Consider the following 15,574-nt stretch of genomic DNA (forward strand, 5'->3'; position numbering starts at 1 on the left):
CGCACCCAGCAGGTGCGCGGCCTTTCGCGTTGCTTCGGGTTTCGGCCTACCGTACGGAGCCGATGTTCCAGTGGGTGAAGGTGGTGAAGCCTAGGAAAGTTTTGTCGCCGGGGGCGCCGTAGGGGGCCTGGCGGTTGCGCAGGGAGGCCAGCTTGGCGGTGCGGTAGTAGTTGTAGGCCGTTTCCACGCCGGGGAAAATCTGGCTGCCCGAGCAGTTGCGGGTGTAGTTGCCGGCCGCCGCGTCCTCGAACTTCTCGAAGTTGCGGCGAATCTGCTCGTTTTGAGCCGCGTACAGAGCCGTATTGCCCTGGATGCGGGCCGTTTCGGCGGCGTACACCATGGCGCAGAGCGTGTACTGCGGATGCACGCAGTCCCGGTCGCGCTGCTCCTTCAGGGCGCCGTCGGAGTAGGTCAGCTGGGGCATGATCTGCAGCAGGTAGTCGTAGCCCGAATCGTACACGGTGGTGCTGTTGAACCACACGCCCAGGGCCATTTTGGCGTAGCAGTAGGAGGCCTGCCAGTTGTTGATGTCGCCGATGGCGCCGGGAATGTTGTTGACGTAGTTGTTTTTCAGGTTGTTGAGGAAGTCCGAGAACTTGTTGATGTCGGTGCTCGACCAGCCCGCCCCCGTGCCGTTGACCTGGTAGTAGCGGATGATTTCGCCGGCGGCCACGAACGACGGGGCCACCCAGGCGGCTTCCAGGTAGGTCTGCCGAAACTCCGTGGGGCTGCCGTCGGGCTTGGGCGCGGTGTCGTAGCGCTGGAAGTTGTAGGCGTAGCCGTTCAAAATCTGCTTGGCCTGCCCGGCGTAAGTGGCGTTGCCGGTTTTCACCCAGCGCAGGGCACAAGCGTAGGCCAAGATGGCGTCGCGCCGGATCTGGTCTTCGGTGGGGCTGCCGCCGCTGCCCACCGCGTACACCACGCTCGGGAAGGAGGTAGGCACCGCGTACTGGTTCATGTAGTCGACCACTTTGTTGTAGCCGCCCGTGCGGGTGGCGTCGCCCCCGTTGACCTGGGCGGCAATCAGATCGAGGCTGGCGCGGCTGTTGACCACGCCGGGGTGCACGAAAGTGGTGATGGTGGAATCGGCGGTGCTGCTCAGGGCCTCCTCGGGCTTCGCCGCGTCATTCTTCTGGCAGCCCGAGAGGGCAACAAAAGTCAGGGCCAGTCCCAGGCGGGACAAGCGGGTGAGCATGGAAATGTGCATCATGGTTGTGGTGGGATTGGGAATGCGTGAAGGGCGGTTGTCCGGAAAGCGCAAAGGGAAATTCGGGCTTTTTCAGGCCATTGGTGCCTGAATCACCGGCTTTATTCGCGTAATCGTTTACGCTGGAGGAACATTGCGCATCAGGTGTCGAAAGCTGATTTGTTCAATTCTGCTCGTCTTTTTGGGCGCTGTCATCCCGAGCCCAAACGAAGCGCCTCCCTCGCGCCCAGCACCGCCGCTAATGCCAATGAGCAAATGCTAATCCGCTAAACGACCAAGCGCAGCCACCTTGCCCCACACGATTGGGCGGTAGTAGCTGCGCTTCTTAGTTGGTGCAAGCTTAGAGGAATGTCCTTGGCTGCGCCTTCCCTCGGTCCGCTGCGCTCAGCAGGACAGGGGGCTTCAGCTCGAACTTAAGACCGCCCTACGCTACAGCTTGGCCTGGCTGCCGGTGTCGAGCACCTTGGCGCCGGCGGCCAGGTTCTTGCGGCGCTGCAGGGCTTCGAGGAAGTAGTAGTCGGCGTAAATCAGCGGCACGTCGATTTCGCTGTTGGCGGGCTTGTGACCAGTGCTGTGCAGCAGCAGGAAGCCGTGGCTGCCGCCGGGCTTGGCGGTGTAGCTTTTGGCGAGGCTGCGCACCATCTGCTCGGCCTTGTCGCGGTAGAGCGGACCGCTGGCGGGGCTGTAGGTGCTCAGCTCGTAGAGGGCCGAGGCCATGATGGCGCCGGCCGAAGCGTCGCGTGGGGCGTTGGGCAGGTCGGGGGCGTTGAAGTCCCAGTAGGGAATCAGGTCCTTGGGCAGGTTGGGGTGGTTGAGGATGAAGCCCGCAATGTGCTCGGCTTGCCGCAGATAGGCTGGGTTGCGGGTTTCGCGGTAGCACATGGTGAAGCCGTACAGCGCCCAGGCCTGCCCGCGCGCCCAGGCCGATTCGTCGGCGAAGCCCTGGTGCGTCATGCGGCGGCGCACCTGCCCGGTGGCCGTGTCGTAGTCGACGACGTGGTAGGAGCTGTAGTCGGGCCGGAAGTGGTTGCGCAGGGTCGTGTTGGCGTGCGTGACGGCCAGCTGGTAGAACGAGGAGTCGCCGCTGAACCGGGTGGCGGCGAAGAGCAGCTCCAGGTTCATCATGTTGTCGATGATGACCGGGTACTGCCAGTTGTCCTTGTGATGGTCCCAGGAGCGCAGCGTCTTGGTGACGGGCGAGAAGCGGGTGCTGAGCGTGCGCGCCGCCTGCAGAATTACTTCGCGGTAGTGCGCGTCCTGGGTGAGGCGGTAGCCCTGGCCGAAGGGGCAGTACACCATGAAGCCCAGGTCGTGGGTGGTGCCGTTGGTTTTCTCGGGTTCGATGCGGGCCGAGTACGTGCGGGCGGCGCTGCGCCAAGCCTCCTGCCCGGTGGCTTCGCTCAGCAGCCAGAGGTAGCCGGGAAAGAACCCGCTGGTCCAGTCGCGGGAGGGCACCACGGCCAGCTCGCCGGCCGGCGTGAGGCTGCGCGGCGACACCGGCGCGGCCTTGCCGGGCGCCGCGGGCTGGCGCTGAATGGCTTTGGGCACGTCCCGCAGCATCAGCGCGGCCTGGGTTTCGGCCAGTTTCAGGGCCTTTTTGTGCAGGGCATCCTGGGCCCGGGCCGGGGCCGCCAGCAGCGTCAGGCCCAGGCCGAGGAGTAGCAAAGTCCGGTTCATATTGGTGGAGTTGGGAAATAACATCGGGTGAGTGGGGGAAGAGGCAGGAGGTGGGGGCTGAAAGCCGGGCGGTAACGCGGGCGGAGCCAGTGCTAGGGCGCGGCCTGGGCGGGCGGTTGGGTCGCCACCGCGGGCAGCCAGAGCAGCGGGTGGCGCACCGGCAGGTTGCGGATGACTTCCTCCACTTCGGGAGCGTGGTCGAGGCGCTGCCAGGTCTCGAACCAGGGCTGCTGCCCGAACTGCACGGCCCCAAACACCAGGAAGGGCGGCGCCACCGGCCAGTTGTCCCAGTACATCACGTCGGGCGGCAGGGGCCAGCGGCTTTTGTCGGCCACGAAGGGGTGCAGGTAGGCTATGCCCCGGCGGATGCCGCGGCCGTCGGCGGTCTGGAAGGCCCAGAGGTCATCCGCCTCGGTGGAGAGAATCTGACAGATGGTGGCCATGGCGTCGAGGTTGAAGAGCGAGTAGCCGTAGGGCTTGGTGCGCTTCAGCTCCAGCGGGAAGCTCCCGTTGGCGGCCATCTGGGTGGGCAGCAGCACGGTTTTGTACCGCTCGCGGCAGAATTGGAGCAGCTCGGCGTTGCCGGTCAGGCGGGCAAAGCAGGCCACTTGCATCACCCAGCAAGTGCCGTGGTTGTTCCGGGCGTTCATCTCGTCCTGCCCGTACGGGTGGGTGGTGAGCCAGGTCAGATACCGCGCAAACCAGTTCTTGATGCCCGCCAGGTCCTCGGCGCCAAAGGCCCGGGCGCCTTGCATCACTAGCACCCCCTGCGCCACTTCCATGAGCTGAATGGTGTCGATGATACCGATGCCGCGGCCGGTGAAGCGGCCCTGAATGGCCTGGGCGTAAAGCAGCGAGGGATTCATCAGCGTGCCCGCATCGAGAAACCAGGCGCGCAGGTGCCCGAGGGCGTGGCGCACGTACTGCTCGTCGCCGGTAAGCTGGTAGGCCGCGGCCAGCGCCCCCACGATGCGGCTGAAGCGAATCATGGCCTGGCGGTGGGCCACGAAGTTGTCGGGGTTGGTCAGCCCGTCGCGCTGAATGTAGGGGCCGGTAGGGTGTTGCGGGTCGGGCCACCAGTAGTCGCCCTCGGAAAAAAAGTCGTGCGGGCCTCCGGCGCTGCGCGGCGAGTGGCTGCTGGTGACGGTGACGGGCGCCTGCTGCAGGGCCCAGGCGGCTTCGCGCAGCACGTGGGCGCGCAGCACCTTGGCAGTCTGGCGCACCAGCTTTCGGTCGGGCGGGGCCGCGGCCGGGCTGCGGCTGCCGAGCAGCAGCAAAGCGAACAGGCACAGAAGCAAGCGGGAGGTCATGGCGAAGAGAAGCGGCAGCATTTGCCGGGTAAGTCTGGCCCGCGCGGGCGGGAATCGTTTGAAGAGTAATTCAGGACGCCACGTTCAGCTGGCGCCCGCGGACTTTTTCAATGGCACCGTGGCTACCTCCCAATCGGGCGCCCGCGCCGCCGGGGCGACGGACCAGGCCGGCGGTGTTCCCACGCACCGCGGCTCCGGCGGGTCGCGTCAGCCGGTTTGGCTTGTCTCACTCACGCAGGAAGCGGCAGCGGGCACCCGATGGGTTGCTAGTCAGCAGTGCGCAGCCGGCGGTTCCGGCGGCGGGTTCGGCGTTGGTGGTCAGAGCGTCAGCAGCACGGGTTCCAGGCCCGGCGACTGCACGGCCACGGCGGTTTTGCCGGGCTGGGCGGCGCGCAGCCGGATGAGGGCGCGGCCGTTGTAGGCCTGCACCTTGCGCGAGCCGCTGCTGGTGCCCAAATCGTCGAGCAGCTGCCCGGCGCCGGCCAGGGAGAAGTTCACCCAGTTGGCGGCGTCGAGGCAAAGCACGCCTTGCGCGTCGTGGAGCTTGACTTCCACCGTAGTCAAGCCGTCGGCGTCGGCCACTTTGGTGAGCGTGAGCCGGGCCGGCTTGCCCCATTTCTGGGTCTGGTACTGGAAGCTCAGCTGATCCGTCACCGTCTGCCGGCCCTGGCGGGCCACCACGCGCAGCTCGTTTGGCCCGGCTTGGAAGGGCACCTGCCAGTGCAGGCCGGCGGCCGGAAAATCCTGGGAGTTGCGCTGCTTCACGCCGTAGCTGTGGCCGTTGACGAACAGCTCGGCCTCGGCGCAGTTGGAGTACACTTTCACCATTTTCAGCTCGCCCGCCTCGCCCCAGCGCACCGGCCAGCTGTGCCCGTAGAGGCGGGCCATCGGGCGGGTCGTCCAGTACGACTGGAACACGTAGTAGCTTTCCTTGGGCGTGAAGTCGCGTTCCACCACGCCCTTCTGGTTCATGTAGGGCACGGGGTTGTCGGGGCGCACGGGCGTGCTGAAGTCCTTGAAAGGCCAGTAGGCCGCGCCGCTGAGCCAGGGCATGGTTTCCTGCTCCTTCAGGTGCCAGTCGACGAGGTTGCAGAGGTAGGATTCGCTCCAGTCGCCGTCCTTCGATACGCGGGCCGCGCCGCCCACCAGCGAAGCGTCGCCGGCCCGCTCGTCGGCGCCCTGCCCGCGGCCGATGTGGGCCAGGGCGTTGTCGGGGTTTTCGGAGTGGCGGCCGGCGTGCGAGTCGCCGCCCCATTCCACGTGCAAAAACCGCTTGACGCCCTCGAATTCCCGGCGGCTGGCGTCCTTGTAGTCGGTGTAGATGCCGCGGTACCAGCCGGCCCAGATGGAGGGCGAGTACACGTCGACGATGTCCTTGCAGAAGTCGCAGCGGCGGATGGCGGTGTAGCGGGCCGGGTCGAGCTGGTGCGCGAGGTCGTTGAGCTCGGTCATGAAGGCCCGGATTTTCTGCTTGTCGAACTCGGGAAAGTCGCCGGGCCAGTCGTTTTCGTTGCCCAGGCCCCAGATGATGACCGCGGGGTGGTTGTAGTGCTGCGCTATCATGTTGCGGAGCATGCGCCGGGCCTGCGCCTGGTACACCGGCCCGCCCAGGCCGCCCCGGCACCAGGGAATTTCTTCCCAGACCAGGATGCCCAGCGAGTCGCACAGACTGAGCACGATGGGCGACTGTTGGTAGTGGCCCAGACGGATGAAATTCACGCCCATCTGCTTCATCAGCAGCATTTCCTGCCGAATCAGGGGCTCGGTCATGGCCGCGGCCACGCCGGCGTGGTCCTCGTGGCGGTGGGTGCCGCGCAGCAGCAGGCGCTGCCCGTTGAGCTTGAACGGCCCCCGCTCCACGAACTCGATGTGCCGGAACCCGACGCGCTCGGTCTGCCGGTACGCCTGCGCCCCGGTGCCCACCGTCACTTCCACTGCGTACAGCTGCGGCGTTTCGGGCGACCAAAGCCGCGGGCTGTTCAGCTTGAATTGGTGCACGGCCTGCTCACCCGCTTGCAGCGGCAAGGAGCCCTTGAACTGCACTACCGGCTTGCCGCGCGGGTCGAGCACCCGCACCGCAACGGGCGTTGCACCGCCTGCGGCGGGGTTGTAGAGCGTGGCCCGGACCGTCAGCGTGCCCGTTTTGCCAGCCGCGTCCACTTCGGCTTTGGCCACCACGCGCTCCAGAGCCACGGCGGGCAGGTACTCCAGGCGCAGGTAGCGGTAGAGGCCGCCGTAGAGGTTGAAGTCGGAGAGGTCGGAGGGTATCAGCTCCAGGTCGCGGGAGTTGTCGCAGCGGATGCTGAGCGGCACCTGGCCCTGGAACTGCTGCTGGTAGGCGTCGGTGCGCTGGAAATCGGCCAGGGCCGGGGTGAGGTCCACCGTCCACTCGTCGTAGCCGCCCACGTGGCTGCCCACTTTGGTGGTGTGCAGGTACACCTCGGTTTTCTGGCCCGCGCCCTCGAAGTGCAGCAGGGTGCGGCCGCCGGGGTAGGGGTTGCGGATGCGGAGCCGAGTGCGGTACCAGCCCGGGCCCTGGTAGTAGTTCACGTCCGGGTCCACCGCGTCGCGGGCGTTGAAGCAGTGCGGCAGCGTGACGGGCGTCCACAGCGGCACGCTCTCGGGGTTGCCGGCCCCGACGGGTCGCACGGCTTCCCACACGCCGCCCAGGTCCTGGCGCACGAACTCCCAGCCGGCCGTGAGCCGCTGCGTCTGCTGGCTGCGCGCCGCCGTGGCTGCCGCCAGCAGTAGGAAGAGGAGGAAAAGCTTGAAAGCGGAGTTCCGCATGAATGTGTTGGGTGAAAGGCTTCGGCAGCGAATCCTAAACTTCTCGGCCCCGTGGGCCGTCATGTCTCGACTTCGCTCGACATGACGTTCTTCATCAAGCCGCTACACGCCGCCGTAGATGGAGAAGCCGCCGTCGACGCAAATCATGGAGCCGGTGACGAAGCGCGAGGCGTCGCTGAGCAGCCACACCAGGGCGCCCTTGAGCTCGTCGGGGTGGCCGAAGCGCTGAAACGGGGTCTGGCGGATGACTTTGGCGCCGCGCTCGGTGAAGGAGCCGTCGGCGTTGGTGAGCAGGGCGCGGTTTTGCTCGGTGAGAAAGAAGCCGGGCGCCAGCGCGTTCATGCGCAGCTGGTCGCCGTAGCGGGCGGCCATTTCCACCGCAAACCACTGGTTGTAGCAGTCCAGCGCGGCCTTGCCCATGTTGTAGCCCAGCACCTTGGTAATGGCCCGCTTGGAGTTCATCGACGAGATGTTGACGATGCTGCCCCCGCCCGACTGGGCCAGGGCCTCGCCAAACACCTGCGTGGGCAGCACCGCGCCCCAGATGTTGAGCTCCATCACCCGCTTCATGCCCGCCAGGTTCATCCGAAACACGTCGGCGGCCGGGTCGAGTACGCCGTCGGGCGCGTTGCCACCGGCCGCGTTGACCAAGCCGTCGATGCGGCCGTAGGTGCTCATTACCTGCTGGCAGGCGGCGCGCAGCTGGTCTTCTTCGAGCACGTCGGCCACCAGGGCCAGGGCCTGCCCGCCGCGGCGGCAGATGGCCTCGGCGCGCTGCTGGGCCACGGCCCCGTTGCGCCCCAGGATGCCCACCGCGGCGCCGGCCTCGGCCACGGCGTCGATAAAGGCCTGCCCGAGGATGCCGGTGCCGCCGGTGACGACGATGACCTTACCGGCCAGGGAAAAATCTTGACTCATGCGTTGGGGAAGAGGGCGCGCCGCCGCGGCGCGCTGGTGGAAGCAGGGCCGTTACAGGGCCCAGGGCGTGCGGTTGAAATCGGGGTAGAGCGCCAAGATCTTGTCGGCCTCCAGCGCGGGGTACTCGCGGCCGGCGCGGCTGTACACCGACAGCACCAGGGTGTTGCCGGCGGGCGTCACGTCGGCTTTGTCCATCTGCTTTTCGCGCAGCAGGTAGGGCCGAAACCAGGCCACGGCCGGTTGCAGCCCGCGCCCGTCGGCGGTGCGGTAGTGCCAGAGGTCGACGCCGGCGCGGCGGGCCAGCACGGCCAGCTGGGCCCAGCCCTGCAGGTTCATGCCGGTGTAGTTCCAGGGCCGGGTGCGGGCCAGCTCCAGCGGCTGCGCGCCGTCGGGGCCGATTTGCTGGGCTACGCGCGGCAGGCTTTGCTGCTCCAGGGTGCGGCGGGCCAGAGCCTGGTCGCCGGTGAAGAGGGCGAAGTCGACCACCTGCACGTCGTAAAAAGTGCCGTGGTTGTTCTTGGTGGCCGCTTCCTCCCGGCCCAGCTTGCTGGTCGTCAGCCACTGGGTGTACTGCCGAAACCACTCCTGCACGCCCGCCGTCAGGGCTTTATCTACCGCTTTGCTGCCGCCGAGCAGGGCCAGCGCGTCGGGCACGTTCACCAGGTGGCGCGTCTGGATGATGCCGTAGCTGCGGCCGTTGGTGGTGCCCGGAATGCCCTGTCCGAAGTTCAGGTTGGGGTTCATGCGGGTGCCGGCGTCGAGAAAGAAGGCGCGCAGCAGCCCGGCGGCGTGGGCGGCGTACCGCTCGTCGGCCGAGAAATAGTAGGCCAGGGCCAGGGTCTTCACGTCGCGGCAGAGGCCGCTCAGCTCCTGGTCGTCGGGAATGGCCTTGGTTTCCGGGTTCACCAAGCCGTCTTTCTGGATGTAGGGCTTGCCGTCGGGCTTGCTCGGGTCGGGCCAGAAATAGGGCGCCTGGGAGAGAAAGTCGTGCTTGTCGCCGCTGGGCGGGAGTTGGGCTTTCTTGGTGACGGCGTAGGGCCCGCGCTTAAGGGCTTGGTCGGCTTGGCTCAGCAAGGCCTTTACCTCCTGGGCTTCGGCGGCGCTGCCGCGCTGGTAGGCCGCTTTGTAGGCGCTCAACTCGGCCGCGTCAATGAGTAGCGGGGCGGGCGCGGGTGCAGCGGCGGCGGTGCCCGCCAGCAGGAGCAAGCCGAGGAAGGCCGGGTGGAGCGGCTTGAGGAAATTAGACATGATTTGAAAAGTATTCCGGGTCATGCTTGGCTGCGCCGACCTCTGGTTCGACAAGCTCAGCATGACGTTCTTTTTGTAGCAACGCACGACGTTCAGGCGCCTAATCGAAGCCGGGGTTCTGGGTCAGGTTGGGGTTGAGCAGCAGCTCGGGCTGCGGAATCGGGAACAGGTAGTACTTCGGGTCGACGGTCACGGTGGGCTTGGCAGCCTGCACGGCTTCGCGCAGGCGCTTGAGGCGGGTCAGGTCGAAAAAGCGGTGGCCCTCCTGACACAGCTCCCAGGCCCGCTCCTTCACCAGCAAATCCACGAAGGCGTCTTTGGTGGTGGTGCCGGTGAGGGCGGCCAGGCCGGCGCGGGCGCGCACCGCGTTGATGCCGGTGAGCTTGCTGGGGTCGCCCGCATTGAGGTTGTTCAGGGCCTCCGACTGCATCAGCAGCACGTCGGCGTAGCGGGTGATGAGGTAGTTGGTGCGCGCGTCGTTGACGATGCGCTTCGGGTCGCGGAACTTGTTGAAGTAGTAGCGCGCCAGGGTGGTCGTGCCGGCCTGGTTGCTGATGTTCCAGGCCCGACGCACGTCGTTGGTAGCGTACGAGTTGACGAGGGCATCCTCCACCGTGAAGGTGCCCAGGCCGCTGAGCTGGGAGGGCAAAAACTGGCGCACGATGATGCTGCCCACGTTCGGCGGCAAGTCAAACTGGATGGAGAAGATGTGCTCCGCGCCGTTCTCCTTGTCCGGGTCGAACACGTCGCCGTACACCGGCAGCAGGCGGTACAGCCCCGAGCCGATGACGCGGTTGCAGGCGTCCAAGGCACTTTGGTTGTCGCTGGCCTGGGCGGCGGTGCTGCCGGCGCGGGTCAAATACACCTTGGCCAGCAGTGCGGCGGCGGCGCCCTTGGATACGCGGCCCTTCTCGCCAGCCGGAATCTGGTTTTCGGGCAGGCAGTTGGCCTCGGCAAAGGTCAAGTCGTCGATGATCTGCTGGTAGACGGCGGCCAGCGGGGCGCGGGGCGGGCGCAGCTCGTCGGCGGGGCCCTTCACGGTGGCCGTCACCAGCGGCACTTCCCCGAAGCAGCGCACCAGGTCGAAGTAGCCCAGGGCGCGCAGGAAGCGGGCGTTGCCAAGGATGGCGTTTTTGCGCGCCTCGTCCATGCCCACGCCCGGCACGTTCTCCAGCAGGTCGTTGGCCCGGTTGATCATGCGGTAGGTGTTGGTCCACCAGCTGTTGATTTCCGTGTTGGTGGACGTGTAGATGAAGCGCGAGAGTTGGGCCCGCTCGTCGGTGGTCGAGCCCACGCGAATCAGGTCGCCGGGCAGCTCGGTGATTTGCCAGGCCGTGCGGCCGTAATAGGTCTGGGGCAGAAAGGAGTTGAACACCCCGTTCAGGCCCGCCACGGCGTCGCCCTCGGTCTTGTACACGTTGTCGGCCGACAGGAAATCCTGGGGCTGTTCTTCCAGAAACTTCTCGCAGGAGGCCAGGCTCAGCGACACCAGGCCCAGCAGCAGTAGGTATTTTTTCATGGGAATGCAGAGGTTGGGAATGAGCGGGTTAGCAGATGAGCGGCCGGGTCGGGGTACTAACTTCGGGCCCGCTCAATGGCGCACGTGGTCCGCTACTCATCGGGTTTAGAAGCCCAGGCGCACGCCGGCAATGAAGGTGCGGGTGGCCGGGTAGGCGTTGTAGTCGGTGTTCAGGCTCAGGTTGTCCTGGCCGAAGGAGTTGACCTCCGGGTCGTAGCCGGAGTAGTGGGTCCAGGTCACCAGGTTTTGGGCTGTCACGTACACGCTGGCCGATTTGACCACGTTGCTGAACTTGGGCAGGGTGTAGCCCAGCGTCACGGTTTTCAGGCGCACGAAGGAGCCGTCCTCCACCACGTCGCTCACGATGCCGGTGGAGCGGCGGATGGTGCTGCCGGCCCGCGGAATGGTGGTGTTGGTGTTGGTGTTGGTGGGCGTCCAGCGGTTCACCACCGAGTGCAGCTTGTTGGTGTTCACCAGGCCCGATTCCAGCTCGTAGCGGTTCAGGTTCAGCACGTCGGAGCCCTGCACGCCCTGCACGAACACGCTCAGCGTGAAGCCGCCGTACTTGAAGTTGTTGGTCACCCCGTAGATGAAGTCCGGCTGGGCCCGGCCGATGATGGTGCGGTCCAGGGCCGTGATGGTGCCGTCGCCGTTCAGGTCGAGGTAGCGCGGGTCGCCGGGGCGCACCACGGTGCGGGTGCCGCTGGCCCGGATTTCCTCGTCCGACTGCCACAGCCCGTCGAATACGTAGCCGTAGAACGAGCCGATGGGCTCCCCGACGCGCAGCACGCTGGTTTGGCCCAGGCCGGCGCCCACAAACAGGCTCGACGAGGACGAGCCCACGTACCGCTCGTACTCCCCGTTGAGGTCGAGCACCTTGTTGCGGTTCAGCGAAAAGTTCAGGTTGGTCGTCCAGTCAAACTTGTCGCCGTCGAAGTTGGTGGTGTTCAGCGCAAACTCGAAGCCGCGGTTTTGCACCGCGCCGGCGTTCAGGTAGATGTTGCCGTAGCCCGTGCTGCGCGGCACCGACACCTGCAAGAGCAAGTCGCTGGTTTTCTTCTGGTAGTAGTCGGCCGTGATGCTGATGCGGTTCTGCACGAAGGCCAGGTCCAGGCCGATGTTGGCCGCCGCCGTCGACTCCCAGCGCAAGTCCGGGTTTTCGATGTTCAAGGGCACCACGCCCACCAAGCGGCTGCTGCCCGAGGCGTAGGCGCCCACGTCGTAGCGCTTCAAGGACTGGAAGTTGCCGATTTCCTGGTTGCCGGTCACGCCGTAACCCACGCGCAGCTTCAGGTCGCTGATGGCGGCGCGCTCGGCCACCGTCTTCATAAACGGCTCGTCGATGAGGCGGTAGGCAAAGGCGGCCGAGGGGAAGTAGCCCCACTTCGAGTTGGCCCCGAAGCGCGAGGAGCCGTCGGCGCGCACCGTCACGGTGAAGAGGTACTTCTCGAACAGGCGGTAGTTGACGCGCCCGAAGTACGACATCAGGGAGTTGTAGTACCGGTCGGAGCCGGGCGTGAGAATGTTGGCCGCCACCGCCAGGTTGTCGGAGCCCAGCGAGTTGGTGAAGAAGTTGTTCACGGAGGCGCTGAAGCCGCTGCCGTAAAAGCGCTGAAAAGTCAGGCCGCCCACCACGTTCAGGGCGTGCTGGGGCGAAAACTGCCGGTCGTAGGTCAGCGTGTTTTCGTTCAGCCAGCTGTAGCGGTTCACCTCGCCGCGGGCCGCCGAGCCGTTGGTGAGCTTACCCAAAAAGATGTCGGAGGGCCGGAACACGTCGGTTTGCTGGGTGCGGTAGTCCAGGCCGCCGGTCACGCGCAGGGTCAGGCCCTTCACGATTTCGTAGCTCCCGGCGGCGTTGAACAGCCCGCGCACCGTGGTACGGTGGTCCTTGGTTTTGAGGGCGTACGCCAGCGGGTTGCCCACGTCTTCCACGTAGGGCAGCGGCGAGTTGGAGTAAGTCAGCTCCCCAAACTCGTCGCGGGCCGGCACGATGGGGCTGATGCGCAGCGCATCGAGCAGCACCCCGCCGAAGCTGCCGCCCTGGGAGTTGACGAAGGCGCGCTTCTCGAAGGTGCCCGCCACCTGGCTCGACAAGCCGAAGGTGAGCTTGCTGCCGATTTTGCGGTCCAGGTTCAGCCGCACCGTGCCGCGCTGAAAGCCCGAGTTCAGGATGATACCGTCCTGATCGAAGTAATTCATGCTCAGGTTGTAGCGGGCTTCCTCGGTGCCGCCGTTGAAGCTGAGCTGGTAGTTGCTCTGCTTGCCCGTGCGCAGGATTTCCTTTTGCCAGTCGGTGCCCTTGCCCAGCTGATCCAGCTGCTCCTGGGTGTAAGGCTGCGGCAGGGTGGCGTTGCCGGCGTACACCTCGTTGAGGTAGTCGCCAAACTCCCGGGCCGTCATCATGTCGTAGGAGTTGCGCACCACCTGCACCCCGGTGTAGGCCTCGAAGTTGATGTTGTTGCGGCCGGCCTTGCCCTTTTTGGTGGTGATGAGTACCACCCCGTTGGCTCCGCGGGAGCCGTAAATGGCCGTGGCCGAAGCGTCCTTCAGAATCTCGATGCTCTCGATGTCGGAGGGGTTGATGGAGTTCAGGTCGCCCGCGCCGGGGAAGCCGTCGACCACGAACAGCGGCTCGTTGCCGGTGTTGATGGAGTTGGTGCCGCGGATGCGGATGGAGGTGGTGCCGCCGGGTTCGGAGTTGGTTTGCGTCACCTGCACCCCGCTCACCCGGCCCTGCAGAATCTGGTCGGCGCGGGCAATGGGCACCTCGGCCACCTGCTCGGCCGTCACCGAAGCCACCGAGCCGGTCAGGTCGCGCTTGCGCTGGGTGCCGTAGCCGACGACCACCACGTCGTTGAGCTCGGTGGTTTTCTCCCGGAGCTGCACGGTCGGAATCTTGCCGTCGTTGCCCGCCCGCACTTCCGTCGGCTCGAAGCCCACGAAGGACAGCACGAGGGTGGGGGTGTCGCCGGCCGGCACGGCGAGGCTGAAGCGGCCCTCGGCGTCGGTGACAGTGCCGGTGGTGCTGCCCTTCACGACCACCGACACGCCCGGCAGCGGGGAGCGGTCGGTGGCGCTGAGCACGGTGCCCGTGACCGAGCGGGTCTGCTGGGCGTGCGCGGCGACGCTGCTCAGGGCCAGGGCGGCCGGCAGCAACAGGTGGGTAAAGGTTTTTTGCATGGCGCGGAGGTCTGGTGGGAATTGGACCGGAAATCTCCGCAAACTCTCCGCTTCTAAAACGGTTGAGTGCAAATTTATTTACGTAAACGTTTGCAGTGAATAAGTGCTTGTTTTTGCCTGTTTGTGGGATTCTGTATTGTAAGATATTATTAATATTATCAATTGAAATTCAACATGTTGTGTGCATTGATTACGAGCTTTATTTAAGTTCTTTGGCTCGCCTGGGTACCCGTAAAAAGTGACACTTTTCGGAATGTTGTTTGCCGGCAACGGCATCAGAATAATACACATCGGTACGCGTGCTTACTTTGAGGCATGAAATCGGTGAATCTGAAAAGACTCGCGCAGGAGCTAAACCTCTCCGTGGCCACGGTGTCCCGGGCGCTCAACGACCGGTACGACATCTCGCAGGCCACCAAGGACCGGGTGCGCGAGCTGGCGGCCAAGCTCAACTACGAGCCCAACCCCTACGCCAGCAGCCTGCGCCGGCAGCGCAGCGGCACCATCGGCGTGGTGGTGCCCGAAATAGCCAACCACTTCTTCTCGCTGGCCATCAACGGCATCGAGGAGGTGGCCCGGCTCAACCATTACCACGTGCTGATCTACCTCACCCACGAGGACTACCAGCGCGAGCTGGACATCGTGCGCCTGCTGGCCGGCGGGCGCGTCGACGGGGTGCTGCTCTCGGCCGCCAGCACCAGCTACACCGACACCCACCTGGAAATGCTGCGCGAGCGGGGCATTCCGCTGGTGTTTTTCGACCGCGTGCACCAGGCCCCCGACAACGCCCAGATTACCACCGACGACTACGAAAGCGGCTACAAGGCCACCCGCCACCTGCTCGACGTGGGCTGCCGCTCGGTGGCGCACCTGACCATTGCGCCCACGCTCTCCATCAGCCGGCGGCGCATGCAGGGCTACATTGACGCGCTGCTCGACGGCGGGCTGCGCTACGACCCCTCGCTGGTGCTGCACGCGCAGGGCCGCCGCGAGCAGGACGTGGAGATGATTCAGGACCTGCTGCACCAGCGCCCCGGCGTCGACGGCATCTTTGCCGCCGTGGAAAGCCTAGCCGTGGGCACCTACGAAGCTTGCCGGGTACTCAACCGCCGCATCCCGCACGACGTGCGCGTTATTGGCTTCTCCAACCTGGAAATTGCCGCCCTGCTCGACCCGCCGCTGACCACCATCACCCAGCCGGCCTACGCCATCGGCAAGGAAGCCGCCAAGGTGCTCTTCAAAGCCGTGCTCAAAAACGTGCCCGTCTCGTCGGGCCACAGCTTGGAACTGAAGTCCGAACTGTTCATCCGCGAATCCACGTTTCCGGCGCCCAAATTGGTGAAAAGCGCCTAGCAACCTGCTGGGCGCGTATTGTTGGGCAGTAGCGGACGGGCAACGCGAACCGCCAAGGCGGACCCGCGCCGGAGCTGGGTAGAGCTGAGAGGAGCGCGGGCAACAGGCCGAGTCGAGAACCGCGGGGCGGCGGATCAGGCCGCTTCGGCGCAGGCGGGGAGGGCGGCCGGGCGCTGCTAGTGGAAGTTGAAGAAAAGGACCGGTGTAGCGCATGAGCAGCTTGCTGATGTCCGGGCCGTCGAAGCCGAGTTGGTAGGCCACTTCCTTGAGCGGGACGTCGCTTGCGGTGGCAACCTGCCGAGCCTCCTGCATCAAGCGGCGGGTAGGCTCGCCGGCGGCGTGGCCGGGTTGCCGCCGGATGGTCACGCACAAGCG

General features: G+C 65.7%; 9 protein-coding genes. 1 reads left to right on the plus strand and 8 read right to left on the minus strand.

Going from position 1 to position 15,574, the window contains the following annotated elements:
• Nucleotides 1–46 precede the first annotated feature (46 nt).
• The 8 genes from LJ737_RS21205 to LJ737_RS21240 form a co-directional block, all read right to left on the minus strand.
• A complete protein-coding gene (locus LJ737_RS21205) occupies nt 47–1,210 on the minus strand; it encodes an alginate lyase family protein (protein ID WP_227768762.1) in 1,164 nt (387 codons plus the stop codon).
• Between the two features lie 426 nt (nt 1,211–1,636).
• Entirely contained in the window at nt 1,637–2,884 is a 1,248-nt protein-coding gene (locus LJ737_RS21210; RefSeq protein ID WP_227768763.1) for a glycoside hydrolase family 88 protein, read from the minus strand.
• Nucleotides 2,885–2,976: 92 nt separating this feature from the next.
• Nucleotides 2,977–4,194 carry an alginate lyase family protein gene (locus LJ737_RS21215; protein ID WP_227768764.1) on the minus strand — a complete coding sequence of 406 codons (1,218 nt, stop codon included), beginning with the start codon at nt 4,192–4,194 and terminating at the stop codon, nt 2,977–2,979.
• 318 nt (nt 4,195–4,512) lie between these two features.
• The gene (locus LJ737_RS21220; protein ID WP_227768765.1) at nt 4,513–6,981 is read right to left on the minus strand and encodes a glycoside hydrolase family 2 TIM barrel-domain containing protein; all 2,469 of its coding nucleotides are present in this window, start codon (nt 6,979–6,981) and stop codon (nt 4,513–4,515) included.
• Between the two features lie 102 nt (nt 6,982–7,083).
• On the minus strand, nt 7,084–7,899 hold the full coding sequence (locus LJ737_RS21225) for an SDR family oxidoreductase (protein ID WP_227768766.1): 816 nt from the start codon (nt 7,897–7,899) through the stop codon (nt 7,084–7,086).
• Nucleotides 7,900–7,950: 51 nt separating this feature from the next.
• Nucleotides 7,951–9,147 carry an alginate lyase family protein gene (locus LJ737_RS21230; protein ID WP_227768767.1) on the minus strand — a complete coding sequence of 399 codons (1,197 nt, stop codon included), beginning with the start codon at nt 9,145–9,147 and terminating at the stop codon, nt 7,951–7,953.
• A gap of 100 nt (nt 9,148–9,247) precedes the next feature.
• A complete protein-coding gene (locus tag LJ737_RS21235) occupies nt 9,248–10,666 on the minus strand; it encodes a RagB/SusD family nutrient uptake outer membrane protein (protein ID WP_227768768.1) in 1,419 nt (472 codons plus the stop codon).
• Nucleotides 10,667–10,771: 105 nt separating this feature from the next.
• On the minus strand, nt 10,772–13,846 hold the full coding sequence (locus LJ737_RS21240; protein WP_227768769.1) for a SusC/RagA family TonB-linked outer membrane protein: 3,075 nt from the start codon (nt 13,844–13,846) through the stop codon (nt 10,772–10,774).
• 315 nt (nt 13,847–14,161) lie between these two features.
• Between LJ737_RS21240 and LJ737_RS21245 the strand changes: the two genes are divergently transcribed.
• A complete protein-coding gene (locus LJ737_RS21245) occupies nt 14,162–15,199 on the plus strand; it encodes a LacI family DNA-binding transcriptional regulator (RefSeq protein ID WP_227768770.1) in 1,038 nt (345 codons plus the stop codon).
• The last annotated feature ends 375 nt before the right edge of the window (nt 15,200–15,574 follow it).

The organism is Hymenobacter sp. 15J16-1T3B (assembly GCF_020711235.1).
Taxonomy (GTDB): domain Bacteria; phylum Bacteroidota; class Bacteroidia; order Cytophagales; family Hymenobacteraceae; genus Solirubrum.

Excerpts from the sequence above, each read along its gene's own strand:
- LJ737_RS21205 (WP_227768762.1), bottom strand. The coding sequence starts at position 1,210 with ATGATGCACATTTCCATGCTCACCCGCTTGTCCCGCCTGGGACTGGCC.
- LJ737_RS21210 (WP_227768763.1), bottom strand. The coding sequence starts at position 2,884 with ATGAACCGGACTTTGCTACTCCTCGGCCTGGGCCTGACGCTGCTGGCG.
- LJ737_RS21215 (WP_227768764.1), bottom strand. The coding sequence starts at position 4,194 with ATGACCTCCCGCTTGCTTCTGTGCCTGTTCGCTTTGCTGCTGCTCGGC.
- LJ737_RS21220 (WP_227768765.1), bottom strand. The coding sequence starts at position 6,981 with ATGCGGAACTCCGCTTTCAAGCTTTTCCTCCTCTTCCTACTGCTGGCG.
- LJ737_RS21225 (WP_227768766.1), bottom strand. The coding sequence starts at position 7,899 with ATGAGTCAAGATTTTTCCCTGGCCGGTAAGGTCATCGTCGTCACCGGC.
- LJ737_RS21230 (WP_227768767.1), bottom strand. The coding sequence starts at position 9,147 with ATGTCTAATTTCCTCAAGCCGCTCCACCCGGCCTTCCTCGGCTTGCTC.
- LJ737_RS21235 (WP_227768768.1), bottom strand. The coding sequence starts at position 10,666 with ATGAAAAAATACCTACTGCTGCTGGGCCTGGTGTCGCTGAGCCTGGCC.
- LJ737_RS21240 (WP_227768769.1), bottom strand. The coding sequence starts at position 13,846 with ATGCAAAAAACCTTTACCCACCTGTTGCTGCCGGCCGCCCTGGCCCTG.
- LJ737_RS21245 (WP_227768770.1), top strand. The coding sequence starts at position 14,162 with ATGAAATCGGTGAATCTGAAAAGACTCGCGCAGGAGCTAAACCTCTCC.